The sequence below is a fragment of the Streptomyces sp. ISL-100 genome, from assembly GCF_018614615.1.
Taxonomy (GTDB): Bacteria; Actinomycetota; Actinomycetes; order Streptomycetales; family Streptomycetaceae; genus Streptomyces.
This window is the reverse complement of sequence record NZ_JAGGOK010000070.1, coordinates 67602-89933: the sequence shown is the minus strand read 5'-3', so window position 1 is coordinate 89933 and position 22332 is coordinate 67602. Positions and strand designations below refer to the sequence as shown.

Below are 22332 nucleotides of genomic sequence, written 5' to 3'. Positions count from 1 at the left end.
TGTTCCGCGGTCACCACCAGTAGGCGGGGTACCTCAGTGCGGTGCGGCGGATGCGTGAGGCGGCGTAACCCGTCACAACGAGGAGGACGGTGGCCCCGAACACGAGGGGGATGAACCGGGCGGGCGCGGGAGTCTGGAGCACGATGACGACGGCGGTGGCGCAGGCGGGTGAGTGGGGCGTGCGGGCGGCCATCATCAGGGCCAGCGTGACACCGGCCGCCACGGCAGCGGCCCATGCGCTGCTGCCCGCTGCTGCCCCTACGCCGTAACCGACGGCGGTGCCGAGCAGGTGGCCGATGACCACGCTGCGGGGTTGGGCCAGCGGTAGGGCGGGTGCGCTGTGTACGAGGGCCGCGCTGGCGGCCAGCGGGGGTATCAGCACTGGTTCGTGAATCACCGCGCCGATCGCGACGAGTCCCAGCAGGACGGCTGTCACGGCGCTGATGCTGTGGAAGGCGGTCGCCGGGGTGGGCCGGGCCGGAGCACGGCCGGCCGCCTTACGTCGGCGAGGCGCCTCAGGGGCGGCTTGGGCGGGTTCGGGACGCAGGGCAGCGTCGATACTCATGTGAGGTGTTTCCGGGGCAGGGCGGCCGGCGGCCGGGCAGGGGGCAAAGTCTGAGAATCGGAGGATCGCAGGGTCGGAGCGGGCGAACTGCGCGCAGTACTGTGATCGACAGTCGGCCCCGCCCTTGCGCCCGTGTCCTGGTTCGGCCGACGCAATCGCCTAAGACCTTATCGCTCAGGTTTGCGAGGGAATGGACCGGGTCGGTCGAGCCGGTTGCCGGCCGGAAGAATTGTTCTGGAAGGCGCTGAAGTGGTCGGACAAGAGACGCGAAAGAGGATGGACATGACGGGGCACTCCCCCTTCGCCGGGGCCGTGACCGATCTTGAGACAGCGATGGCCGAAGCTCCTGCCGACGCGGCCGGCGCGCTGTGGCGGCTGACCGGGGCCCAGCGCGGTCTGGACGCCAATCTCATCCGCCTTCAGCCCGCGGTGTCATCGCGGAGCACACCGAACCCGCCCTCGATGTCCTGATGGTCGTCGTCCAAGGCAGCGGCCGACTCGGCACCGGCGCCGAGGCCCATCCGGTGACGCTGCACTCGGCCGTCTGGCTGGCGCGGGGCTCGCGACGCTCGCTGACCGCCGGACCGGACGGGATGACGTACCTGACGGTCCATACCCGGCGGCCCGGCCTCGGAGTGGCGCCGATCTCCGCCGAAGGGGGCGAAGCCGCCTGTCTGCTCCCCCAGGTCTGCCCCGACTGCGGGCGGTTGGCCACCGAACAGGGCGCCCGGTACTGCGCACGCTGTGGCAGCCCCCTTCCGGACTGACCTTCTGACGGCGGAGCCGGTGCGCGACGGCGCCCGCGCCCCCGTGCCTCAGGACACGGTTCGAGCGAGCCGGAAGCCGAGGTCGTCGATCCTGAACGAGGGGTGACTGCGGCGGCGCACGGAGGCACCGCAGCCCCGCATCGACTCGGCCCAGCCCCCACCTCGGAAGATGCGATACGAGCCGTAGATCTCCTCGTCGTAGAGATCCCAGCACCACTCCCAGACGTTGCCCAGCATGTCGTGCAGCCCCCACGGATTGGGGGCCTTGCCGCCGACGTCGTGGACCCGGCCGCCCGAGTTGTCCGCGTACCAGGCGATGTTGCCTGTCTCCCCGTACCGGTAGCCGCTGGTACCCGCCTTGCAGGCGTACTGCCACTCCGCCTCGGTCGGCAGGCGATAGCCGTTGGACGACCAGTCACAGGTCACTTCCCCGCTCTGTGCGTCGCGGGAGTATGCCTGCTTCAGTCCGGACAGGTCCGAGATCCGGTTGCACACGTCGATCGCGTCGAGCCAGCTGACGTTCGTCACGGGCGAGGATCCACTCATAGAGGGACAGAGATCCACTCCCGAGACGGCACGGTGGAGGCTCGCCGTGACGGGATACCGGCCGAGCAGGAAGGGAGCAATCTCCGCCCGCCAGCTGGTGCCGCGCCGGTCGTCCCGAAGGTCCACGGCGCCACCGGGAACATGAACCATCGAGGGGGCCGTCGGGTCGTCGGTAGCTGGGTGCACGCGGTGGGCCTCCGTCCGGGGCGACCACAAGGTCGTCTCGCGCCCACAATACGTATGACGTTGTGGCTGGTTGGCCTCCCCGTGGAAGCGACCACGATTCGGCTCCGCCTAGAGGATCACGGGTGGCGGCAGGGGCGTTTCGGCCCATACCTGTTTGCCGCCGCCCAGCGGTACCGAGCCGTAGGACGTCGAGACCGCCTCGACGAGCAGGATGCCGCGGCCGCCAGTCGCCTCCCAGTCCACGATCGCCGGTCTGACGGGCGCGCGCGGCGACGCGTCGCTCACCGCCACCCGCAGGCGCTCGCCGGTGAGGGTGAGGTCGAGGCGCACCTGGCCCTTCGTGTGTACCAGGGCGTTGGTGACGAGCTCGGAGACGATGAGCAGGACCGCGTCGCGCTGCTCGGACACGTTCCAGGTGCGCAGGGTGCGGGAGGTGAAACGTCGCGCGTGCGCGACGGCGTCGGGCAGCCGCCACACCGTCCAGCCCGCCCGGAGCGGCCGGTCTCCCATTCCGTCGTAGCGCAGGAGCAGCAGGGCCACGTCGTCGTCGCGCCGGTTGGCGCCGCCGAGCAGTTCATCGGCCATCCGCCCGGCATCGGACGGGTCAGTCGTGGAGAGTACGTCGCACACGCGCCGCATGCCGTCCTCCAGGTGAAGGCTGGAGGACTCGACCAGGCCGTCCGTCATCAGGGCCATAACCGCGCCGGGGGCCAGGGCGACTGCGGTCATCGGGAACTCCGCCTCCGCGAGCACACCCAGCGGAGGCCCGCCTTCGAGCGTGAGTTCATGGGTGCCGCCTTCCGGGTTGCGCAGCAACGGCGGCAGGTGGCCCGCCCGGACGCACCAGGCGTCGCCCTCCTCCATGTCGATGGCGACGTAGCAGCAGGTGGCGAAGAGGTCGGTCTCCATGCCGACGAGCAGGCGATTGGCGCGGGAGACGACCACGTCGGGCGGGTGGCCTTCCACGGCGTACGCCCTGATCGCCGTACGCATCTGACCCATGATCGTGGCGGCGCCGGCGCTGTGTCCCTGTACGTCCCCCACCACCAGCGCCACATGGTTGTCGGAGAGCGGGATCACGTCGTACCAGTCGCCGCCCACGTCGAGTCCCACCGTCGCCGGCAGGTAGCGGGCGACGGCCACTCCCCCTGGCAGCCGCGGAAGCTTGCGGGGCAGCAGGCTGCGCTGGAGCATCGTGGCGAGCTCGTGCTCGGCGTCGAACGCGCGGGCGCGCACCAATGCCTGCCCCACCAGGCCGGCGGTCGCGGTGAGCAGGGACCGTTCCTCGGGGCCGAACTCGTGCGGCTCGTCCCATCCGACCAGGCACGCGCCGACCACCCGGCCTTCGGCGGGCAGCGGCAGTACGGCGAGACCACCGGGGCCGACGCCCGCGAGGCCCGGTTCGAGGGCGGAGCCCGCCGTCCACAGGCTCGCGCGGCCCTCACGCAGTGCGGCCTGCAGCGTGGGCAGGGCGGCGACGGGCGCGTCGGGCCACTCGGAGCGCCATTCGGTCCGCCAGAGCTCCGGCCAGGCATCGGCTTCCGGCGGGTCCAGGACCGTGACCACCAGGCGGTCCACTTCGAGTCCGGCGAGAGCCACCCGATCGGCTCCCAGCGGGTCGCGCAGTGCGGCGACCACTGCCCTGCTGACGTCCCGCACGGTCATCGCACCGGCCAGCGCGACGGACAGCCGCTGGACCCTGGAAACCTCGTCGGCGCCGGTCCGCAGATTCGAGGCATCGGCGACCACACCAAGCACCCGCTCCGGCCTGCCGCCGCCGTCCGCCAGCAGCCGGCACCGCAGGCGCAGCCAGCGCAGCTCGCCGGTGGGGCGGCGGATACGGAATTCCAGCTCCCGGCCGCCGGAAGCCATGTGGACCGGCTCCACGATGGACATGAGCGCGGGAAGATCGTCGGGGACAGTGTGTGCCAGCAGGGTCTCCACACGTCCGTCGAAGTCGTCCCGGGGGATGCCGACGAGGTCGAGCACGTGCCCGTCCGCGTCGATCTTCCCGCTGCTGAGGACCAGGGTGAACGAGCCGACACTCAGACAGTCCAGGACGGAGCCCCATACCGGCCGGGGCTCCGTGCGCCCGATGTGCTGGGTGCTCGGTTCACCGACCGCTTCCAGCCAGGCGGTGATTTGATCGGCGTAGAGCTCCAGGAAATTGCGCCGTTCGGCGTCGAAACCGTGGCCGAGGCGGTCCACGACGACCAGACAGCCCAGTGGACGCCCGTTCGCTCCGAGCGGCAGTGCGCCCAGCGAGATGCCGGCGGACAGAGTCTGCTCGGCACTCTCGTCAGTGGGACGGGTGTAAGCGGCCAGGTCCGCCGCGTTCAGCCACAGGGGCCGGCCGGCGCGGAAGGCGTCCACGACGGGGCCACGACCGGAGAGCGGGTAGCTGGGCGACAGCCCGTACGGGGCCCCGGATTCTCCGGCCCATTCCGACAGTCGCAGGCTGTTGTCGCTCTTGCCCAGCACATAGACAGCTGTCAGCGATGCCCCGCCGAACACCCGCATCTGCTCTCTCACAGCCCGCAGCGCCCCCGTAGCCGAGACCACCGGTTTTTCGCTCCGGCAGAGCCACCGTCGGAGGTGGCCCGCCCACCTCTCCACGCGCACCTTGCCAGTCAGTTCCAGCCTAGGGAAGGTGGGCGACGTGTGCTGTCTTCTACGGGTGTCCGCAGCTCACCAGGACGCGGCAGTGGCGGCGGTCGCGACGGCGACCGCCGCCAGACGCCCGTAATCGAGGGTGTCCGGGGTGTCGGTCGGCCGGTGGTAGTGGGGGTTCCGGAAGTTCGCCGTACTGGTGAGCATCATGGCCGGAATCCCCGCGTTCCAGAATGACGCGTGGTCGCTGCGGTCGAGGTGGATCAGCGGGGGCGCCGCAAGGCCGGCGAGCGCGCCCAGCAGGCCTTGCGGCCGCGGGTCGCGCAGGGTGACGGTTGGCAGCTGGAGCTCTGCGGCCTCCGCTGCCCGGCGCCACAGTGAGGCCGCCGACTCGGTCGAGCGCCGGTGGACCACAAGGGTGAAATCGCCCCGTTGCCCGCCCGAGCGGACCCGGGCGGCCACCCGGGGGAAGGCCGCCCGGAACCCGGCAGGCATCAGCTGGGTTCCGGGCTCGGTCGCGAAGAAGCCGACGGACTCCAGGCAGATCATGCCCCTGACCTCCCGGGTGTCCCGGAGCTCCCGGGCGGCGAACCGGGAACCGATCATGCCCAGCTCCTCCATGTCGAAGAACAGGAGAGTGACGGCGGGCGGTCGCGGCAGCCCGCCGAGGAGCCGCGCGATTTCCAGCAGTGCGGCGACTCCCGAGGCGTTGTCGTCGGCGCCGGGGCTGCCGTCGACGGTGTCCAGATGGGCTCCGACGACCACGGTGGGCCGGTCGTCGGTCCCCGGCAGGCCGGCTACGAGGTTCGCGCCGCTCAGGCGCGGGTGGAGACGGAGTTGGAGTGCGATCGCCTGAGCGCCCTGGCGGTCGCTGCCGCCCAGTCGCCACCGTACGTCGAACGGCTGCCGCTCGGTCCGCCAGCCCGCGGTGGCCAGTTCACGCATCACGTGGGCCTCGGCGCGCAGCATGGCCTCGGGGGCGCGGGGGCGGCTGCGCGGGCGGTCTGCGAGGAATTCCACGTCATGGCGCAGGCGCAGCGGGTCGGCCCGCCGGTTCAGTTCACGTACGAGCTCGAGCACCACGGTTTCACCGCCTTGGCCCTTGTCTACTCGGGCCGGTGGGTGTGCAGCCAGTCCGACCACGTGGTCCGGCCGAGTCGGCCATTCGGGTTGGTCAGGTCACGGGCCGCTCGCCGGAGTCGAGCGGGCGCGGGTACGTCCAGGACCCGGAACGCCCGGCCACGCGCCTGCTGCCACTGCCTGACAAGATCACGCAGCTCCAGGACCTCGGGGCCGCCGAATTCCTCGCAATCCCCGCCCGGGCCGTCCTGAACGCGGCCGGCCACGTACACGGCGAAGTCGCGCGAGTCCACCGGCTGAGTCACCAAGGCACCGGGAAGCGCCAGCAACGGCATCCTCGCCGCCTTGCCGAGCATGCGGTCGGTCAGCCAGTGGAACTGCGTGGCCCGCAGGACGGACCAAGGCACTCCGCTGTCCCGTACCAGTTTCTCGGCGGTGTGCTTGACCTGCATGTACGGAATACGGGGGCGGTCGGCGCCGACGATCGAGATATGGGCGAAGTGGGCGACGCCTGCCTTGCGGGACTCCTCCAGCAACCGGCGGGTGCCGTCGACATCGACCTCCGGAGGGCTGCGCCAGAAATCCGTCGGAAGGACGTAACCGCGCCGGGCAGCCGGGGACAGCGTCGCCGCATGAACCACGCTCTGCACCCCGGATACGGCTTCCTGTGTTCCCATGCCGGTGGCGAGATCACCCTTGATCCACTCCACGTCCGGATCCGAGCCCGGGGACCGGGCCAGCACGCGCACCCGGTACCGGGCCTTCAGCATCGCCACCACGTCACGCCCGAGATGGCCGGTCCCACCAGTGACCAGGACAGTGTCCATGCGCAGCTCGCCTCCGGGTTCGAACAGCTCGCCCTCCCGACTCTCCCACCGGTACGACGTCGGGGCACGTGCAGCCGACGGAGCGGCCTAGTCCTTGCGGCCTGTCGCGGCGACGGTGACGCCGAGGCCGATCATCGTGAGCCCACCGACCCCGCCGACCAGGGCGAGCCGCTGCGGTGAGCGGGCGAACCAGTCGCGCGTGGTGGCCGCGACCAATCCCCACACGCTGTCGGAAGCCACCGCGATGACGTTGAAGACCAGGCCGAGCAACAGCATTTGAGCCGAGACATTCCCCTGGCTCCGGTCGACGAACTGAGGCAGTACCGCGGCGAAGAACACGATGGTCTTGGGGTTGGCCACACCGACCGCGAAGCCCTCCCAGAACGTGCGCATGCTGCCATGCGCCGGACCGTCACCGGTGAACGCGGCATGCAACGAGCCGCGCTGCCGCACCGCCTTGACACCGAGATACACCAAGTACGCGGCGCCGACGAGCTTCAGCGCCGTGAAGACGAGCACCGAGCGCTCCACGACGGCCCCGACCCCGAATGCCACGGCCACGACGAGGACGTACGCTCCGAGCGTGTTGCCCACGACCGTGGTCAGCGCGGCACGGCGCCCCTGCGCCAACGCCCGCCCGATCACGAACAGCACGCTGGGGCCGGGAATCACGATCAGCAGGAACGACATGGCCGCGAATGCCAGCAGCCGGTCAGTGGACACCATGAAGCCCATGCAATCACGGAGTCCGGTCACGCCCACAGCCCTTTTCCACCCCCCGGCCCGCACCGGACGATGCCTGCGATTTGTCACCTACGCGACTGGACGTCCGCACCTCGCGGGTCCAGGGTGGGTCACCCAATTGCCGTGCGGAGGGGGCCAGTTGTGAGGCGACTGAGCAGACGATCAGTGGTTCTGGCCGCGCTCGCGCTGGCCTGGGTGACCGGTTGCTCGGATCCGTCGGACGCCTCCATCGCTGCCGCTCCCCCACCGGCCGGCCCCGGTACGCCGACCGCCGCGCGGCCGGTGGAGTCCGCTTCGGTCCCGCCCACCGGGACACCGGCGAAGTCGCGCGTGCTCTACCTCGGGGACTCGCTTGCCATGGAGACCCAGCGCGTCCTGGCCGACCGGATCACCGCCGCGGGGCGTGCGACCGTACACAGTGCGCCGTATTCCGGTACGACCCTGTGCGACTACCTGGCCGACACGTCCCGCGACTCGCTCGTGCCGCCACAGGACAAGGCGGCCGCCCTGGTCAGGTCGCAGCGGCCGAAGGTCGTCGTCCTCCAGTTCTGGGGCAACTCCTGGGCGTACACGCCCTGCATGGACTCGATTCCCCAGGGCGGTGGGTCGCGCTACTACACCCGCTACGCGGCCGACGCGAAAGCTCTCACGGAGCAGATCGCGGCGGCGGCACGCGACGTCGGGATCCCCCGTCCCAGAATCGTCTGGGTACTGCAGGGCCCGGACGCCTTCTCACCGGACCGCGTCCGCCGGGTCAACGGCATCTACCGGGCCCAGGCGGCTGCCGGCCGGGACCTGGTGGCGGACGCCGGCCTGTCGGTGAGCCCAGCGGGTGCCCGCTACACCTGGGCGCAACGGCTGGCCTGCAACGCCGACGAGCGGGCGCGCCCGCAGGACTGCCGCGGCGGGCTCACCTCTGTGCACCGGGACGACGACCACCTGCACTTCTGCCTCGCGCCGACCACCAAGACGCCGCGTCCTTGTCCAGTGCGTTCACCCGGCATCGTGCGTTACTGCGAGGCGATCGCCACAGTCGTCGACGCCGGGCTGCGCCCACGCGCCTGACCGCTCGCACTTCGCTCGCTACGCAGCGCGACAACGTACGCATCACCTGTCTCGCCAGGATCTCCGCGCATCAGAGCGTGCGACTGCGGGTACCCGGCGGCTGCCGTCAGCCCGGCCGTCAGGCTGTGCCAGGCGTCGCGGGGCAGGCGGGAGTTTGACGACAGGGTCTAGGGTGGAGCCCGGCGCGGCACGGGACATTACGAGGAGACACCAGTGACCGCGATCAGCCTTGAGCACGCCGCCGTACCGGCCGACACCGGAGAGGTGACGCTACTCATCGCCCGCCAGGTGGAGCCGGGCCACGAAGCCGCCTTCGAGGAGTGGGCGTCGGGCATTCTCGAAACCGCCGCCGGATTTTCCGGACATCTGGGGTACGGCCTGTTCCGGCCTTCGGCAGACGGCAGTCCGTGGTTCCTCGTCCACCGCTTCCGCGATGCCGCCGCGTGCCGGACATGGCAGGAATCACCGGAACGGGCAGCGTGGTTCGACCACTGTGAGGGGCACCATCACACCGAGATCGCCCGGCGCGAACTGACGGGCATGGAAACCTGGTTCGCCAAGCCGGGGTCCGTGCAGCCGGCCCCGCCCCGGTGGAAGATGGCGATCAGTTCGTCCCTCGCCGTCTACCCGATCTCGCTGATCGCCAGCGTCACGTTCGTCCCTCCGCTTGCCACCGCGCTGCCGCTGCTGGTCAACACCGCGGTGATATCGGCCGTGCTGAGCGTGGGCATGACGTACGTGGCCATGCCGGCCGTCAGTCGGCTGCTGCGCGGATGGCTCTGCAGGAACCGGGTCTGACCACCGGCGGACGACGTCCTCGGTCGGGAGCGCGCAGGGACCGAGCCCCTTCGGGCGCGTACCGCTCAGCGGACGGCCGGGAGAGCGGGCACGGCTGCCAGCAGTTCGCGCGTATACGCGTGCGAGGGGGCCTCGCACACCTCCGCGACCGCGCCCTCCTCCACGATCCGTCCCCGGTGCAGCACCGCGACCCGATGGGCCACATGCCGTACGAGCGCGAGGTCGTGGCCACTTCGTGGTGTCGAGGCTGGTGCCGTCGAACTCGTCCGCGAAAACCTGGCGCCAGGTGCCCGGGATACCCGTCGGAGGATCGTCGGGCGCCGGTGTCTCCGGGGCGCCGGAGGTGAAGGACTTCACCGGGGAGAGGTTGTGCCAGGCGCCGCGGAATTTGTACGCGACGAAGTAGGAATACGTACCGGCGGGGAATGTACGGCTACCGGTGGTGAAGGTCGTCTGCGAGCGGCCCAGTCTCTTTCGCCCGGTCGCCCCGGGAAAGTCGACCTTCGCTCCGCTCGCCGAGCGAACGGCGACGGTGAGCGCCTGTACCCGGACCGTACGAGCGGAATGGATCTTCGCGGTTGCCGTCAGCCGGCCACTTGCTGCCGCCGAAACCGACAGCGAGTCGACGACCACCCCGGCCGGCCGCTGCGGCTGGCTCGCCCATACGGCGCTGCCCATGGCAAGCATGGCGGCGGAAAGCACCAGGGCGGACAGCTTGGTCCAGATGGACAGTTTGCGGCGGTGCCTTGAAGTCCTGGGCATGTAATGGGTGACCCTTTCGCCCCTGCACGCGGCAACAGGCCTGCCCTCGCCCACGAGGCAAGAGCGGGCTGCATGGACTTGGACTCTGCGCGAGCCGAATACGGCATGCAAGCACCGCCCTTGTCGTGGCACCCGTATGGACTGGTCCACTGACCGTCCGGACTCACGGAACTCCGCCAATCAGGTGCCGATACGGTGGGAGGCTTGCCCTCGACGAGAGGAGCGCGACGATGACTGACACGCCTCGCGTGGAGCTCACCCCCGCGGCCGCCGGTCTGGTGCGGCGGCTGCGGGAGTCCCACGGCCCGTTGATGTTCCACCAGTCGGGCGGCTGCTGCGACGGCAGCGCGCCCATGTGCTATCCGGACGGCGAGTTCCGTACGGGCGGCTCCGACGTACTCCTGGAAGCCCTCGCTGTTGAGGGTGTCGAGGAGGCCGTCCCCTTCTGGATGTCCTCCGCGCAGTACGAGGTGTGGCGGCACACCCGGCTGATTGTCGACGTGGTGGAGGGCCGCGGCAGCGGCTTCTCGCTGGAGGCGCCGGAAGGCGTGCGGTTCCTGATCCGGTCGCGGCTGCTCTGACCGGTTCCCGTGCGCCGCCGTCAGTCCCGGTCGCGCACCGCCACGATGCCGTTGAAGACACCGGCGTAGGCGGTGCCGTCCGGGCCGATGGTGATCGGCGCCCAGTTGTTGTCGTACGCCGGTCCCGTGCCGGTGAGCTGCCGCCAGCGGGTCTTTCCCGTACGGAAATCGACGGCTGTGAGGTACCAGGCGTCGATGCCCAGCCGGTTCGGCTCCTTGGCGTAGAAGTAGAGCAGTCCGTTGGCGGTGGAGAGCTTGGGGACGGTGGACGGCGATCGTACGTCGCTCTCCCAGACGGTGTCGCAGCCGCTACCGTTCTCGCGTACGTCGATCCGGGTGGCGCCGCCGGGGACGCTGCGTCCCAGGAGCGTCGACGACGGGTTCTCGTAGCCGTAGTTGTTCTCGACGACGAGGCTGTTGCCCCAGCTGATGAGGGAGTTGTCCGTGGTGGACTTCCCGGCGGCGAAGACGGGCACCTTGCAGACCAATCGGACGTTCCCGGGAACGTTCGTTCCGCGTCGGTAGACAAGGACGTTCCTCCGGTCGTCGGCATTGTCGGTGATCGCCACGTAGTCGTCACCGAACAGGTCGGGGGTGGTGCCCGATCCTTGGTTGACGGAGCCGGGCTTTGTGCCCGTTCCCCGGTCGTACGTCTGGCGCCACTGCACCCGTGGTGTGCCGTCGGGGTCGGCGCGGAAGCTGTAGAGGGCGTGGTCGGAGACGATCGAGACGCCGTCCTCGGCCACCGAGAAGGAGTTCTGGATCTCCTCCCCTGCCAGCCGGACGGCACGGATCCGGGCCGTCTCGGGGTCGACTGTGCCGACGCGGCCGAGCCGGGTCACCCACCAGATCCGTCCCTGCCAGTCGGGCATCACGGAGGTCACGGGATCGCAGGTGCCGCTGGGGTGGAGGTTCGTCCAGGTCACGCAGTCGTGCGGGACGTGCGCGGTGAGGTCCCAGTCGTCCTCGACGACGAAGCGCCAACTGCCGTCGGCCGTCCGCTCGTGCGCTATCCGCAGGACGTGCTGGCGCGAGTCGGCGAGCACCACCCGGTCCTGGTCGTCCAGGTAGAAGTAGGCGCCGCCCGAGGTGTCCTTGAAAATCTTCTCGAAGTCGAGGCGGGTGATGGCCTCTACGGTGGAAGAGCGCTGCGGCAGCTTGTACTCGGCGAGGGTCGCGAGCGTTCGCGGGTGGAGCAGTTTGAGCCGGAAGCCCTGGAACGTGCCGCAGACGGTGATCAGGCGGCCCGCCGCGTCGAAGGTCGCGGTCGCGCACTCGCCGCCCAGCGCCGCGATCTTCTCACTGGTGACCTGCGGGTCGCGTCCCAGTGGTCCGGAGTACGGGTGGGTGCCGCTGCCCGCGGCGTCCGCGTGCATGCCACTGCGGCCGTTCGGGGCCAGGTAGGGGTGCTGAGGCGGTGCGTCGCCGGGGACCGGCTGTGCGGTGGCCGGCTCGCCCTCGTACGAGCCGACGAGCCGGTGGCCCGGCGCCTTGGGTATCTGCTCGGCAAGGGCGCCGCCCGGCGGCAGGACCGCCGGGACAACGAGGGCCAGGGCGAGGGCCAGTGCACGCGCGTACGCTCTGCAGGACCGGGACATCGGGCTCCTTGGACGGGGGCGGGTCGCGCCGCCGCCCGAGGCTAGAGCCGACCTCTTGAAGTGTCCATGGAAGCCAGCATCACGGTCTGAGGTCGCCGACCACGTCCGCGGTGGCGGCGATCCCGTTCTGGATGGTCGGGCCCATGCTCGTCCCGGCCAGGAAGAAGCCGAGCAGGGCGCAGACCAGTGCGTGCGAGATTTTCAGTCCCCCGTTGCGCAGGAAGATCACCGCGAGAATCAGCAGAAGCAGCACCAACGAGATCGAAATGGCCATGGTCAACCTCCTCCGCCGCGCCTGAATTGCGGCATTCGGCCGTCAGTCTGGCCCAGCGGAGGGCCCATCCGGGCGGAAGACGTGTACGCCGTACGGGTGTTGACTGGTTGTGACGGCCGGCTACGCGTCGTGCGTACGGAGGAATCGTTCCAGGCCGGCGAGGTCGTCGGTGTTGATGTGGTCCATGTCCGCGGCGAGCAGCTCGGTCCAGACGGCGTCGCGCGCGGGTCCGGGCAGGTCGGGTGTGGCCCAGAAACGGACCCGCTGACCGCGCTGGTGGGCGGCGGAGACGATGGCGTGCAGCTTGGCCCGCTCGGCGACGGGGAAGGGGCCCGCGCCCTGCCAGGTGAAGCTGTGCGTCCAGTTGCTGCTGATCAGCGGGATGAAGGAGGCGGGGGCCGGATCGGCGGCGGCGAGGTCGTCGAGGCGCCCGTCGTAGAAGGCGTGACGCACCGGCTGTGCCTCCATGGGGGCGCGGGCGGCGCGGTCGCCGGAGATGACGGGGGTCACGGCGCCGGGGCGGACGTTCCCGTGTGCGTACGTACTCAGCATCCGGCGGTGGCGGCGCAGTTGGCGGTGCAGCTCGGCGTAGGCGGCGGCGCCTTCGTTCTTGATGTCGATGAGCAGCTGCACGGGACGGCGGTATCCGCGGTACACGGAGCCGTGGTTGGCCCTGACTCTGACCGCGAGGGGGGACAGGTAGAGCGATTCGAGGGTGCGGGTGGGGTCGAGGTCAACCGGGTCGTGGGCGACGAGGAGCTGTCCTTCGACGAGGAAGATGTCCGCCTCGACGCTGGTGAAGCCGTGGGAGAGGGCGTCGAGGAGTGGGCGATCGTGCTCGTAGTCGTTGTGCGCGTGGGCGCGGCGCAGTGGCTTCTTGTGCCTCGCGGGCTTGTTCTCGGCGGCCTGGGCGTACGCGGGAACGGCGATGGTTCCCGCGAGGGCGGCTGCGAGGGTGGTGACGACTCTGCGGCGGGTGGACGCGGCGACGGCCATGGTGCCTCCGGAGGTGTACGGGGCGTTCGGGGCTCCGGCGAGTATCCGCCCCGTACAGCACCAATGGGCAGGGCCACGACAAGAGTTCGGCCACCTGTCGCCCGCGGTTCAGGGGCGTTGGCGGCGCGTCAGGCTCAGGGCGACGCCGCGACGTCCTCCCAGCGGACCGTACGGTCGCACCAGCTCTCCAGGAGGACCCGGTCGTGGCCGACGGTCAGCAGTCCGGCGCCGCGTTCGCGCCGGTACTCCTCGACCACCGCGACCAGGGCTGCCGTCGTCGACGCGTCCAGCATCGCTGTCATCTCGTCGCAGACGAGCCAGCGTGGACGCAGCACCAGGGCACGGGCCAGGCAGGCGCGTTGGAGCTGGCCGTCGCTCACCTCGTGCGGGCGCCGGCCGAGGAGGTCGTCGCCGAGGCCTACGGTCTCGGACAGCTCCCGCACGGTGGCGGCCGCTTCGTTACGCCGCCCAGTGGCATGCAGGGGTTCCGCGATCAGGTCGCGCAGGCGCAGGCGGGGGTCGGCGGACAGCCGGGGCTGCTGGAACACCACACCGATGGCTGTGCGCTGTTCGCGTGGGGTGCGGTGGCGCCAGCCGGTGACGACGCGGCCGTCGAGGGTGACGGTCCCTGCGTCGGGGCGGTGCAGGAGGGCGGCGACCCTGGCGAGCGTCGACTTGCCGCAGCCGCTCGGGCCGAGCAGGCCGACCACTTCGCCGGGTGCGACCGTGAGGTGCGCGTCCCGTACGACCGGTGCCCCGCGCTCGTAACCAGCGGTGATCGCGTCGAGTTCAAGCACGTGCGGCACGCTCCTCGGCAGGCGGGTGGTGGCAGGCGATGCCGTCCACGAAGTCGGGCTGTACGGCGCAGGCGTCAGTGGCGTACGTACAGCGGGCCGCGAAGGCGCACCCCGGGGGCAGGTCGCCGAGCTCGGGCGGCATTCCGGGGATCGGCGCGAAAGCGCGCTCGGGAAGGGCGTTGAGCAGGCCGCGGGCGTACGGGTGCCGGGGGCCGGGCGCCGCTGCGAAGAAGCGGGTGGCGTCGCTGAGTTCGACGATCCGGCCCGCGTACATCACCGCGACGCGGTCGGCGATGCGCTCGGCGGCCGCGAGGTCGTGGGTGATCATCAGCAGCGCGTGGCCCTCGCCGACGTGCCGGCGCAGCTCGTCGACGGTGCGGTCGACGAGATCGCGGTCGAGGCCGGTGGTCGGCTCGTCCGCGAGCAGCAGGGGCGCGTCGCCCACAAGGGCGAGGGCAGTCGCGGCGCGCTGGGCGAGGCCGCCGGACAACTCGTGCGGGTAGCGGTCGAGATGGTCCGCGGGGAACGCGGCCCGCTCGGCCGCCGCGCGGGCCGCCTCGCGCAGGTCATACTTGGGCGTGCCGGTCAGCTCGCGCAGTGTCTCTTCGAGTTGCGCTCCGACGGTCCGTACGGGGGTGAGGTGCGCGGCGGGACTCTGCGGTACGAGTCCGATACGGCGCCCCCGCACCGTGCGCGCCAGAGTGCGTTCGTCGGCGGTGAGCGAATCGACGTCCCCGAGGCGCGCGGAACCCGCGGTCTGAGCGTTGCCGGGGAGCAGCCCCAGCAGCGCGGAGGCGAGCACGGACTTGCCGCACCCGCTCTCCCCCACGAGGGCGAGGCACTCCCCCGGCGCCAGGTCGAAGTCGGCGTCGGTGACGGCGGCGATGTAGCGCCCCCCACGCATCCGAAACCGCACGGAGAGCCCCCGTACGGACAACAGGGACCTCGTGTTCGGCGACGCGGGAGGGCCCGTGGCGGCTCGCGGGCCGGCGGAGGGCTCCGACGTGCGGCCCGCAAGGGCGTCGCTACCCCTGTCGGTGTCCGACACCGAACCGGCCGCCTTATGAACGTTCCCCGGAACGGACTCGGGCGCGACACGGGCACTCTCATGAGCCGTTTCCGAGACGTGCGGGTCAGCAGGTCGTTCCGGTGTGCCGTCTGTGCTGGAGGCGTTCCTGTGCGGTGCCGGCGCGGCCGCCGCAGTTGCTTCCGCCGCGCACGGGGCGACCACCGTCGCTGTCTGCGCGTCGGGGGTGGCACCGGCCGAGGAGGCCGGACTGGCGTTCTTGGGCGTCGTCACAGCATCAGCTCCGATCGGCGGCGGGGATTGATCCGTTCCCGCCAGGCGCCGGCCAGGCCCGCTATGGCGAGGGTTGGAATGATCAGGAGGAGGCCGGGGAAGAGGGTCGGCCACCAGTCGCCGGCCAGCAGCGAACTGCGCGCCGACTGAACCAGGTTGCCCAGGCTCGCCTGGTGCGTCGGCAGGCCGAGGCCGAGGAATGAGAGCGCCGACTCGTGCCACATCGCGTGCGGGACCATCAGCACGGCCGCGAGTCCCGCCTGCGGCAGTACGCCCGGCAGCAGGTGCCGTACGGCGACCCGCCACCGCGACGCGCCGCCCGAGACCGCCGCGTCGATGTACGGGCGCGAGCGGAGCGACAGCACTTCGGAACGGACGATTCGGGCCGTGGACAGCCAGTGCGTCAGCGCCACCGACACGATCACCGGCCATACGCCCGGCCGGAACATCGCGACGATGAAGATGCCGAGCAGCAGGTGCGGGATGGAGGAGAAGGTGTCGACAAGGCGCATCACCACGCGGTCGGTCCAGCCGCCGAACGCCGCGGCCGCCGCTCCCACCGCCGTACCGATGAACGTCGCGACGAGCGCCGCGACGAGCCCGACCAGGAGCGAGACACGCAGACCGTACACGCAGCGCAGCAGCAGATCGCGCCCAACGTCGTCCGTCCCGAAGGGGTGGGCCAGGGATGGCGGCTGGAGCTTCATCGACAAGTCGATGGCCTGCTGGTCGAGGTTGGCAAGCGGCGGCACGACGAGGACCGCGAGCACCACCGCCGCCACGATCACGGCCGAGATGCGGACGCGGATCGTGCGCGTCGAGCGGCGCGTGCGCCCGTGGGAGTGCCATACAGCCGTTTCAGCAGCCGGTTCAGCCATCGAAGCCCACCCTCGGGTCCGCGAGTCCGTACAGCAGGTCGGAGAGGAGGTTTCCAGCGAGGACCGCCGCCGTGGCGAGCACCGTCAGCGCCGCGAGGAGGGGAAAGTCCACAGAGGTCGCCGCCTGTACCGTCGCCGCCGCGATGCCCGGCCAGCTGAAGACCGTCTCCACGAGCAGCGCACCGGTGATGAGTTCGGGCACCCGCGAGCCGACGAGCGTGAGTGTCGGGAGAATCCCGGAGCGCAGGGCGTGCCCGAGCAGCACGGTGCGTTCGTTCAGCCCACGCGCGCGGGCGCCGCGTACCGGGTCCTCCTCCAGCGCGTCGGCGACACCCTGGCGTACGAAAAGAAAGAACCAGGGAAGCTGCGAAACCCCGAGAACGGCCGCCGGCAGCACCAGGTGCGTGGCGACCTGTCCGAAAGTGATCACGTCGCTGTCGGTGTCGGTCAGACCGCCCGCCGGCAGTACGCCCAGCTCCAGCGCGAAGAACCACATGGCGAGCAGGCCCAGCCAGAAGGCGGGCGCCGCTTCCAGGGTGTACGCCGCCGAGGTGACCGCCCGGTCCAGCCAGCCGCCCTGCCGGCGCGCTGCCAGTACGCCCAGCGACGTACCGAGCAGGATCGCGACGAGGAACGCGGTGGCGGCGAGGAGCACCGACCAGCCGAGGCGTTCGGCGATGACGTCGGTGACGGGCTGGCGCATCACGCTGGAGTCGCCGAGGTCCCCGGTGACGGCCGAGGTCAGCCAGTGCCACCAGCGTTCTACGAGCGGCTGGTCGACGCCGAGATTGGCCCGCAGCTGGTCGAGGTTCTCCTGCGATGCGGTGAGCCCCGCGGTGCCCGCGTAGGCCTTCACCGGGTCGAAGGGCGAGGCGGCGGCGACGGCGAACACGCCGATAGTGACCACCAGCAGGACGGGGGCGGCGAACAGGATCCGCCGCCCGGCCATCCTCGCCATCGGCCCCCAGGGGAGCTTTCGGCTCCCGCCCGGGTGTGTCACTTCTTCGGCGTCCAGTCCTCGACGTTCCACCACGGGCCCGAGGCCAGACCGTGGTCGTGCGGCTCGGTCTGCGTGGTCAGCCCGGACCACTTGTCGTCGACGACGTACAGGTGGTCGATGTGGGTCAGGAAGGTGTAGCCGGGGTTCTTGACGAGCTCGCGCTGGACGGTGTCGTACGCGGCCCTGCGGTCCGCCGTCTCGCCGCTCTCGCGGCCTTCCTTGAGCGCTTTGTCGACGGCCGGGTTGTCGTACCAGGCCATGTTGTTGAAGGCGTCGCCCGCGAGGGAGGACTGAAGCAGCGTGTACTGGTCGAAGTCCGGGTCGCCGGGTGAGCCGCCGCCCGCGAGCACCGCGTCGTGCTTCATGCGGGGCATGATGACCTCCCAGGTGCCGGCCTGGGTCTTGATGTCGATGCCGGCCTTCTTCGCGTCGGACGCGTAGGCGAGGGCGTGGTCCTGGCGGAGCTTGTCGCCGGAGAGGTACCAGAGCGGGAACTGGGCGCGTACGCCGTCCTTGACGCGGGTGCCGTCGGCGCCCGGCTTCCAGCCGGCCTCGTCGAGGATCTTCTTCGCCTTGGCGAGGTCGTGCGTGCGCTCGGTGCCCTTGGCGAACCAGGGGCTGTCGGTCGGGACGGGCCCGTAGGCCGGCTTGCCCGCGCCTTCGAGGATCTTGTCGACCATGGCCTCGCGGTCGACGGCGACGTCGAGGGCACGCCGTACGTCCGTGTCACCCGCGACCTTGTTGTGCGTCGGCAGGGTCACGGTGCGGTAGTCGAAGGACCTGGCGGCGTGCGTTGTACGACCGTTGTCGTCCTTGAAGGTCTTGGCGAGGTTGGGCGGGAGGATGGCTCCGTCGAGGTCACCGGTGCGCAGTCGCGTGGCACGCACGTCGTCGTCCTTGATGATCGCCATGGTGAACTTCTTCACCTTCGGCTCGCCGCCCCAGTAACCGGGGTTCGCCTTGAAGCTGAGCTTCTCGCCCTTGGACCAGCCCGTGAGGACGTACGGCCCGGTGCCGACCGGCTTCGTCGTGAAGGAGCCGCTGTTGACGTCCTGCTTGCCCGCGACGTGCTCGGGAGCGATCGGCAGGACGGTCCGCTCGGCGAAGGGCGCGTACGGGTACTTGAGCGTGAAGACGACCTTGTGGTCCCCGTCGGCCCTGACGTCCTTGATCGCGTCGAGTTCCGTCTTGGAGGCGTTGTTCGTCTTCTTGTCGAGGATGGTCCTGTACGTGAAGACCACGTCCTTCGACGTGAAGGGCTGCCCGTCGCTGAACTTCACGCCTTCGCGCAGCGTGTACGTGTACGTCATGCCGCCGTCGGCGACTTCGGGCAGCTCGACGGCGAGCGCCGGCCGGAGCGTCATGTCGTCGTCGAAAGTGAGCAGCCCGTCGAAGATCTTGGAGTTGCCGTCCTTGCCGTAGCCCAGGAGCGGGCTGAGGGTCTCGGGCTCGTACGCGATGCCGACGACCGCGGAATCCCCGGCTCCGTGCCCGGTTCCGGACTCGCCGGGCTTCGAGCAAGCCGCCGCGGTGATGGCCAGTGTTCCGGCCAGCGCCGCAGCGGCCGCCCCACGTATCGATCGGGACAGCATGGCTCTCCACACCCCTAAACAAGATCAACAGTTATTGCGAATGACTCGCAATTAAACCGTATGTAGAGGGGTGCTTGATCCACTGACCCTTACAGGGGTGCCGGCAGACCCACCAGCTCCGCCACCGCCACCGTGTGCCGGCCCGGCGCTCCCAGCGCGATCGAGTCGGCCTTGGCGCGCTTCAGGTACAGATGCGCGGGGTGCTCCCAGGTCATGCCGATGCCGCCGTGCAGCTGTACGCACTCCTCTGCCGCGTGCACCGCGACCCGGGAGCAGTACGTCTGCGCGACCGCCACCGCGAGGGGCGCGTCCTCGCTGCCGGCGGCCAGGGCGTCGGCGGCGTTGCGGGCGGCGGCCCGCGCCGAGACGACCTCCAGCCACAGTTGCGCCATGCGGTGCTTGAGCGCCTGGAAGGAACCGATCGGACGGTTGAACTGCTTGCGGTCGCGGGTGTAGCGGACGACCTCCTCCAGGCACCACTCGGCGAGCCCCAGCTGCTCGGAGGCGAGCAGCCCGGCCCCGGCGAGCAGTCCGCGCCGTACGGGAGCCGCCGCCGAGCCGGCGAGCCGGCGGCCGGGGGCGCCGTCGAGGGTGACGGTGGCCAGCGGCCGGGTCAGGTCGAGCGGCGTCAGTGACTCGACGGTGACGCCGGGCGCTCCCGTCTCCACCGCGTACAGCCCGTCCTCGGCCGGTACGAGCAGGACCTTGGCGGCAGCCGCGTCCGCAACGCCGGTGATACGTCCGCTCAGAGAGCTGCCGTCCGCCCGTACCGCACCGGACAGTTCGGCTGAGGGAGCGGCGGACAGGGGAGCGGCGAGCACCACGACCGTACGGCCGGACGCGAGCGCGCCGAGGAGCTCCGCGACGGCCGCATCGGCGTCGTCGGTGGCACACCCCAGCAGCGTCTCGGCGGCCACGACCGCTCCGGTGAGGTACGGGGCCGGTGCGACGCTGCGTCCCAGCTCCTCCAGCACCACCGCGGCCTCGCGATGCGTCGCGCCCTGGCCGCCGAGCTTCTCGGGCACCAGGAGGCCCGCGAGGCCCATGTCGGTGGCCAGTGAGGCCCAGAGTCGCGGATCGTACGGCGTGTCCGACTCCGCCCGCGTGAGCACGGCCGCGGCGTCGCAGCGGTCGGCGAGGAGGGAGCGTACGGCCGCGCGGAGGTCGTCTTCGGCCTCGGAGTAGAGCAGATCAGTCATCGAGCCAGGTCCTTCCAGGCGATGTCCTTGTCGCTGCGCGGCTCGGACGGCAGGCCGAGTACACGTTCCGCGACGATGTTGAGCAGCACCTCGCTCGTACCGCCTTCGATGCTGTTGCCCTTGGAGCGCAGGTAGCGGTAACCGGCGTCGCGGCCGGTGAAGTCGACGAGTTCGGGACGGCGCATGGTCCAGTCGTCGTACAACAGCCCTTCCTCGCCGAGCAGTTCCACCTCCAGGCCGCTGATCTCCTGGTTCAGGCGGGCGAAGGCCAGCTTCATGCCCGAGCCCTCGGGTCCCGGCTGCCCGGCCACGAGCTGCTGGCGCAGCCGCTCGCCGGCGAGGCGCGCGACCTCCGCCTCGACCCACAGGTCCAGCAGGCGCTGGTGCAGGTCGTGGGTGCGCAGTTCGGGGCGTTCGCGCCAGGTCTTGGCGACCGGGCCGATCATGCCGCCCTCGCGCGGGATGCGGGAGCCGCCGATCGAGACGCGCTCGTTCATGAGCGTGGTCTGGGCGACCTTCCACCCCTCGCCGACGGCGCCGAGGCGCCGGCTGTCGGGGATGCGCACGCCGGTGAGGAAGACCTCGTTGAACTCGGCCTCGCCGGTGATCTGGCGCAGCGGCCTGACCTCGACCCCGGGGTCGGTCATGTCGCAGACGAAGTACGTGATGCCCCGGTGCTTGGGCAGGTCGGGGTCCGTACGGGCGATGAGGATCGCCCAGCGCGCCACATGGGCGCTGGAGGTCCACACCTTCTGCCCGTCGACGACCCAGTCGTCACCGTCCCGCACGGCGCGCGTGCCGAGCGCCGCGAGGTCCGAGCCCGCGCCCGGCTCGCTGAACAGCTGGCACCACACCTCCTCGCCGACCCACAGGGGCCGCAGCAGGCTCTGCTTCTGCTCGTCCGTACCGAAGCGCAGGATGGTCGGCGCGGCCATGCCGAGGCCGATGCCGATGCGCCGCGGGTCGTTGTCGGGTGCGCCGGCCGCCGCCAGCTCCGCGTCCACGACGCTCTGCAGGGAGCGCGGCACGCCGAGGCCGCCGAGGCCCACCGGGTAGTGCACCCAGGCGAGTCCGGCGTCGAAGCGGGCTTTGAGGAAGTCCGTACGGTCCGTGGTGGCCGGCGGGTGGGCCGCCAGCAACTCCTGGGTCAGGCTGCGCACTTCAGCTGCGTCCGTCATCGGGCCATCCCCTCGGGTACGACGACCACGCGTCCGGTGGTCGTGCCGTCGGCGACGCGCTGGACGGCGTCCGCCGCGTCCTTCATGGCCACGCGCTCGCTGATCAGGGGCTTGATGGCGCCCTTGGCGGCCAGCTTGGTCAGCTCCTGGTGGCAGGCGAGGATCGCGGCCGGGTCCATGGTGTTGTAAAGGCCCCAATGGAGGCCGAGGATCGAGTAGTTCTTCACCAGGGCGTGGTTGAGGCCCGGCGAGGGGATCGCGCCGCTGGCGAAGCCGACGACGACGATGCGGCCCTCGAAGGCGACGCACTTGACCGACTTGGCGTACGCGTCGCCGCCGACCGGGTCGTAGACGACGTCCGCGCCCCGCCCGCCGGTGGCTTCCTTGACCTTGGCGACGATGTCCTCGCTGCGCCGGTCGATGACCACGTCGCAGCCCAGCTCCTGGGCGATACGGGCCTTGTCCGGGCCGCCGACGACGCCGATGACGGTGGCGCCGGCCGCCTTGCCGAGCTGTACGGCGGCGCTGCCGACGCCGCCCGCCGCCGCGTGCACCAGCAGGGTCTCCCCCGCCTCGATACGCGCCCGGCGGTGCAGGCCGAACCAGCCCGTCTGGTAACCGATGTGCAGGGCGGCCGCTTCGGCGTCGTCCAGCGACTCGGGGGCGGGCAGTACCGCGGCCGCGTCAACAACGACGTACTCCGCGAAACCGCCGTGCGGCAGCGCCGGGTTGGCGATCACCCGGCGGCCGTCCTCCGTCTCGCCGCAGATCTCGACGCCCGGCGTGAAGGGCAGCGGCGGCCTTATCTGGTACTGGCCGCGGCAGAGCAGGGCGTCGGGAAAGTTGATGTTCGCGGCGCGCACCTTCAGCAGAAGCTGCCCTTCGCCCGGCGTGGGTTTGTCGACCTCGTCGAGCCGCATCACCTCGCCCGGCTCGCCGTTCTCGTGCACTCGCCATGCCTGCATCCGAGATCCTCCACAACACCGTAG

The 22332-nt window shown here is 70.8% G+C and carries 23 protein-coding genes and 1 pseudogene; 6 read left to right on the top strand and 18 right to left on the bottom strand.

Annotated features, from left to right (window positions below; genetic code table 11):
• Positions 1–10: 10 nt before the first annotated feature.
• Positions 11–565 (bottom strand): HPP family protein, encoded by a 555-nt coding sequence (locus J7E89_RS30285; RefSeq protein WP_214977656.1) that lies wholly within the window; start codon positions 563–565, stop codon positions 11–13.
• Between the two features lie 282 nt (positions 566–847).
• Between J7E89_RS30285 and J7E89_RS42140 the strand changes: the two genes are divergently transcribed.
• Together J7E89_RS42140 and J7E89_RS42135 are read left to right on the top strand one after the other, a co-directional pair.
• Complete coding sequence (locus J7E89_RS42140) at positions 848–1036, top strand: hypothetical protein (protein ID WP_308315650.1); 189 nt, start codon at positions 848–850, stop codon at positions 1034–1036.
• Positions 1036–1332 (top strand): hypothetical protein, encoded by a 297-nt coding sequence (locus J7E89_RS42135; RefSeq protein ID WP_308315649.1) that lies wholly within the window; start codon positions 1036–1038, stop codon positions 1330–1332. Before J7E89_RS42140 ends, J7E89_RS42135 begins: the two co-directional genes overlap by 1 nt.
• A gap of 48 nt (positions 1333–1380) precedes the next feature.
• Here J7E89_RS42135 and J7E89_RS30275 read toward each other — a convergent pair whose 3' ends face one another.
• From J7E89_RS30275 to J7E89_RS30255, 5 genes are all read right to left on the bottom strand, one after another.
• On the bottom strand, positions 1381–2028 hold the full coding sequence (locus tag J7E89_RS30275) for an SUMF1/EgtB/PvdO family nonheme iron enzyme (protein WP_214977798.1): 648 nt from the start codon (positions 2026–2028) through the stop codon (positions 1381–1383).
• 144 nt (positions 2029–2172) lie between these two features.
• Positions 2173–4596, bottom strand: a complete 2424-nt coding sequence (locus tag J7E89_RS30270; RefSeq protein ID WP_374196915.1) for a SpoIIE family protein phosphatase — start codon at positions 4594–4596, stop codon at positions 2173–2175.
• Between the two features lie 156 nt (positions 4597–4752).
• Positions 4753–5757 (bottom strand): M28 family peptidase, encoded by a 1005-nt coding sequence (locus J7E89_RS30265; RefSeq protein ID WP_308315648.1) that lies wholly within the window; start codon positions 5755–5757, stop codon positions 4753–4755.
• Between the two features lie 23 nt (positions 5758–5780).
• Positions 5781–6581 carry an SDR family oxidoreductase gene (locus tag J7E89_RS30260; protein WP_214977655.1) on the bottom strand — a complete coding sequence of 267 codons (801 nt, stop codon included), beginning with the start codon at positions 6579–6581 and terminating at the stop codon, positions 5781–5783.
• 87 nt (positions 6582–6668) lie between these two features.
• The gene (locus tag J7E89_RS30255) at positions 6669–7307 is read right to left on the bottom strand and encodes a LysE family translocator (RefSeq protein WP_214977654.1); all 639 of its coding nucleotides are present in this window, start codon (positions 7305–7307) and stop codon (positions 6669–6671) included.
• A gap of 183 nt (positions 7308–7490) precedes the next feature.
• Here J7E89_RS30255 and J7E89_RS30250 point away from each other — a divergent pair, with 183 nt between their 5' ends.
• Together J7E89_RS30250 and J7E89_RS30245 are read left to right on the top strand one after the other, a co-directional pair.
• Complete coding sequence (locus tag J7E89_RS30250; protein ID WP_308315647.1) at positions 7491–8390, top strand: SGNH/GDSL hydrolase family protein; 900 nt, start codon at positions 7491–7493, stop codon at positions 8388–8390.
• Positions 8391–8603: 213 nt separating this feature from the next.
• Positions 8604–9188: an antibiotic biosynthesis monooxygenase gene (locus tag J7E89_RS30245; protein WP_214977652.1), complete on the top strand. Its 585-nt coding sequence runs from the start codon at positions 8604–8606 to the stop codon at positions 9186–9188.
• 65 nt (positions 9189–9253) lie between these two features.
• Here J7E89_RS30245 and J7E89_RS30240 read toward each other — a convergent pair.
• A pseudogene (locus J7E89_RS30240) lies at positions 9254–9415 on the bottom strand (ABC transporter ATP-binding protein); the annotation flags it as partial.
• A gap of 212 nt (positions 9416–9627) precedes the next feature.
• Between J7E89_RS30240 and J7E89_RS30235 the strand changes: the two are divergent.
• Both J7E89_RS30235 and J7E89_RS30230 read left to right on the top strand, forming a co-directional pair.
• Complete coding sequence (locus tag J7E89_RS30235; protein WP_214977651.1) at positions 9628–9954, top strand: hypothetical protein; 327 nt, start codon at positions 9628–9630, stop codon at positions 9952–9954.
• A gap of 226 nt (positions 9955–10180) precedes the next feature.
• Positions 10181–10531 carry a DUF779 domain-containing protein gene (locus J7E89_RS30230; RefSeq protein WP_214977650.1) on the top strand — a complete coding sequence of 117 codons (351 nt, stop codon included), beginning with the start codon at positions 10181–10183 and terminating at the stop codon, positions 10529–10531.
• Positions 10532–10551: 20 nt separating this feature from the next.
• Here J7E89_RS30230 and J7E89_RS30225 read toward each other — a convergent pair whose 3' ends face one another.
• The 11 genes from J7E89_RS30225 to J7E89_RS30175 form a co-directional block, all read right to left on the bottom strand.
• On the bottom strand, positions 10552–12129 hold the full coding sequence (locus J7E89_RS30225) for a hypothetical protein (RefSeq protein WP_214977649.1): 1578 nt from the start codon (positions 12127–12129) through the stop codon (positions 10552–10554).
• Positions 12130–12208: 79 nt separating this feature from the next.
• Positions 12209–12403 (bottom strand): hypothetical protein, encoded by a 195-nt coding sequence (locus tag J7E89_RS30220; protein ID WP_214977648.1) that lies wholly within the window; start codon positions 12401–12403, stop codon positions 12209–12211.
• A gap of 120 nt (positions 12404–12523) precedes the next feature.
• The gene (locus tag J7E89_RS30215; protein WP_214977647.1) at positions 12524–13399 is read right to left on the bottom strand and encodes a phosphatidylinositol-specific phospholipase C/glycerophosphodiester phosphodiesterase family protein; all 876 of its coding nucleotides are present in this window, start codon (positions 13397–13399) and stop codon (positions 12524–12526) included.
• Between the two features lie 134 nt (positions 13400–13533).
• Entirely contained in the window at positions 13534–14196 is a 663-nt protein-coding gene (locus tag J7E89_RS30210) for an ABC transporter ATP-binding protein (protein WP_214977646.1), read from the bottom strand.
• On the bottom strand, positions 14189–15100 hold the full coding sequence (locus J7E89_RS30205; RefSeq protein ID WP_214977792.1) for an ABC transporter ATP-binding protein: 912 nt from the start codon (positions 15098–15100) through the stop codon (positions 14189–14191). Before J7E89_RS30205 ends, J7E89_RS30210 begins: the two co-directional genes overlap by 8 nt.
• A gap of 392 nt (positions 15101–15492) precedes the next feature.
• Entirely contained in the window at positions 15493–16374 is an 882-nt protein-coding gene (locus J7E89_RS30200) for an ABC transporter permease (RefSeq protein ID WP_214977645.1), read from the bottom strand.
• On the bottom strand, positions 16367–17332 hold the full coding sequence (locus tag J7E89_RS30195) for an ABC transporter permease (protein ID WP_214977644.1): 966 nt from the start codon (positions 17330–17332) through the stop codon (positions 16367–16369). Before J7E89_RS30195 ends, J7E89_RS30200 begins: the two co-directional genes overlap by 8 nt.
• A 38-nt stretch (positions 17333–17370) precedes the next feature.
• Positions 17371–18966, bottom strand: a complete 1596-nt coding sequence (locus J7E89_RS30190; protein ID WP_214977643.1) for an ABC transporter substrate-binding protein — start codon at positions 18964–18966, stop codon at positions 17371–17373.
• Between the two features lie 89 nt (positions 18967–19055).
• Complete coding sequence (locus J7E89_RS30185; protein ID WP_214977642.1) at positions 19056–20165, bottom strand: acyl-CoA dehydrogenase family protein; 1110 nt, start codon at positions 20163–20165, stop codon at positions 19056–19058.
• A complete protein-coding gene (locus J7E89_RS30180) occupies positions 20162–21343 on the bottom strand; it encodes an acyl-CoA dehydrogenase family protein (RefSeq protein ID WP_214977641.1) in 1182 nt (393 codons plus the stop codon). Before J7E89_RS30180 ends, J7E89_RS30185 begins: the two co-directional genes overlap by 4 nt.
• Entirely contained in the window at positions 21340–22308 is a 969-nt protein-coding gene (locus J7E89_RS30175; protein ID WP_214977640.1) for an NADPH:quinone oxidoreductase family protein, read from the bottom strand. The genes J7E89_RS30180 and J7E89_RS30175 overlap by 4 nt, the downstream gene beginning before the upstream one ends.
• Positions 22309–22332: the final 24 nt, after the last annotated feature.

Bases quoted from the DNA above. Each gene is read 5' to 3' on its own strand.
- J7E89_RS30285 (WP_214977656.1), bottom strand. From the start codon at position 565: ATGAGTATCGACGCTGCCCTGCGTCCCGAACCCGCCCAAGCCGCCCCT.
- J7E89_RS42140 (WP_308315650.1), top strand. From the start codon at position 848: ATGACGGGGCACTCCCCCTTCGCCGGGGCCGTGACCGATCTTGAGACA.
- J7E89_RS42135 (WP_308315649.1), top strand. From the start codon at position 1,036: ATGGTCGTCGTCCAAGGCAGCGGCCGACTCGGCACCGGCGCCGAGGCC.
- J7E89_RS30275 (WP_214977798.1), bottom strand. From the start codon at position 2,028: ATGGTTCATGTTCCCGGTGGCGCCGTGGACCTTCGGGACGACCGGCGC.
- J7E89_RS30260 (WP_214977655.1), bottom strand. From the start codon at position 6,581: ATGGACACTGTCCTGGTCACTGGTGGGACCGGCCATCTCGGGCGTGAC.
- J7E89_RS30255 (WP_214977654.1), bottom strand. From the start codon at position 7,307: ATGGTGTCCACTGACCGGCTGCTGGCATTCGCGGCCATGTCGTTCCTG.
- J7E89_RS30230 (WP_214977650.1), top strand. From the start codon at position 10,181: ATGACTGACACGCCTCGCGTGGAGCTCACCCCCGCGGCCGCCGGTCTG.
- J7E89_RS30225 (WP_214977649.1), bottom strand. From the start codon at position 12,129: ATGTCCCGGTCCTGCAGAGCGTACGCGCGTGCACTGGCCCTCGCCCTG.
- J7E89_RS30220 (WP_214977648.1), bottom strand. From the start codon at position 12,403: ATGGCCATTTCGATCTCGTTGGTGCTGCTTCTGCTGATTCTCGCGGTG.
- J7E89_RS30215 (WP_214977647.1), bottom strand. From the start codon at position 13,399: ATGGCCGTCGCCGCGTCCACCCGCCGCAGAGTCGTCACCACCCTCGCA.
- J7E89_RS30205 (WP_214977792.1), bottom strand. From the start codon at position 15,100: ATGCGTGGGGGGCGCTACATCGCCGCCGTCACCGACGCCGACTTCGAC.
- J7E89_RS30200 (WP_214977645.1), bottom strand. From the start codon at position 16,374: ATGGCTGAACCGGCTGCTGAAACGGCTGTATGGCACTCCCACGGGCGC.
- J7E89_RS30195 (WP_214977644.1), bottom strand. From the start codon at position 17,332: ATGGCGAGGATGGCCGGGCGGCGGATCCTGTTCGCCGCCCCCGTCCTG.
- J7E89_RS30190 (WP_214977643.1), bottom strand. From the start codon at position 18,966: ATGCTGTCCCGATCGATACGTGGGGCGGCCGCTGCGGCGCTGGCCGGA.
- J7E89_RS30185 (WP_214977642.1), bottom strand. From the start codon at position 20,165: ATGACTGATCTGCTCTACTCCGAGGCCGAAGACGACCTCCGCGCGGCC.
- J7E89_RS30180 (WP_214977641.1), bottom strand. From the start codon at position 21,343: ATGACGGACGCAGCTGAAGTGCGCAGCCTGACCCAGGAGTTGCTGGCG.
- J7E89_RS30175 (WP_214977640.1), bottom strand. From the start codon at position 22,308: ATGCAGGCATGGCGAGTGCACGAGAACGGCGAGCCGGGCGAGGTGATG.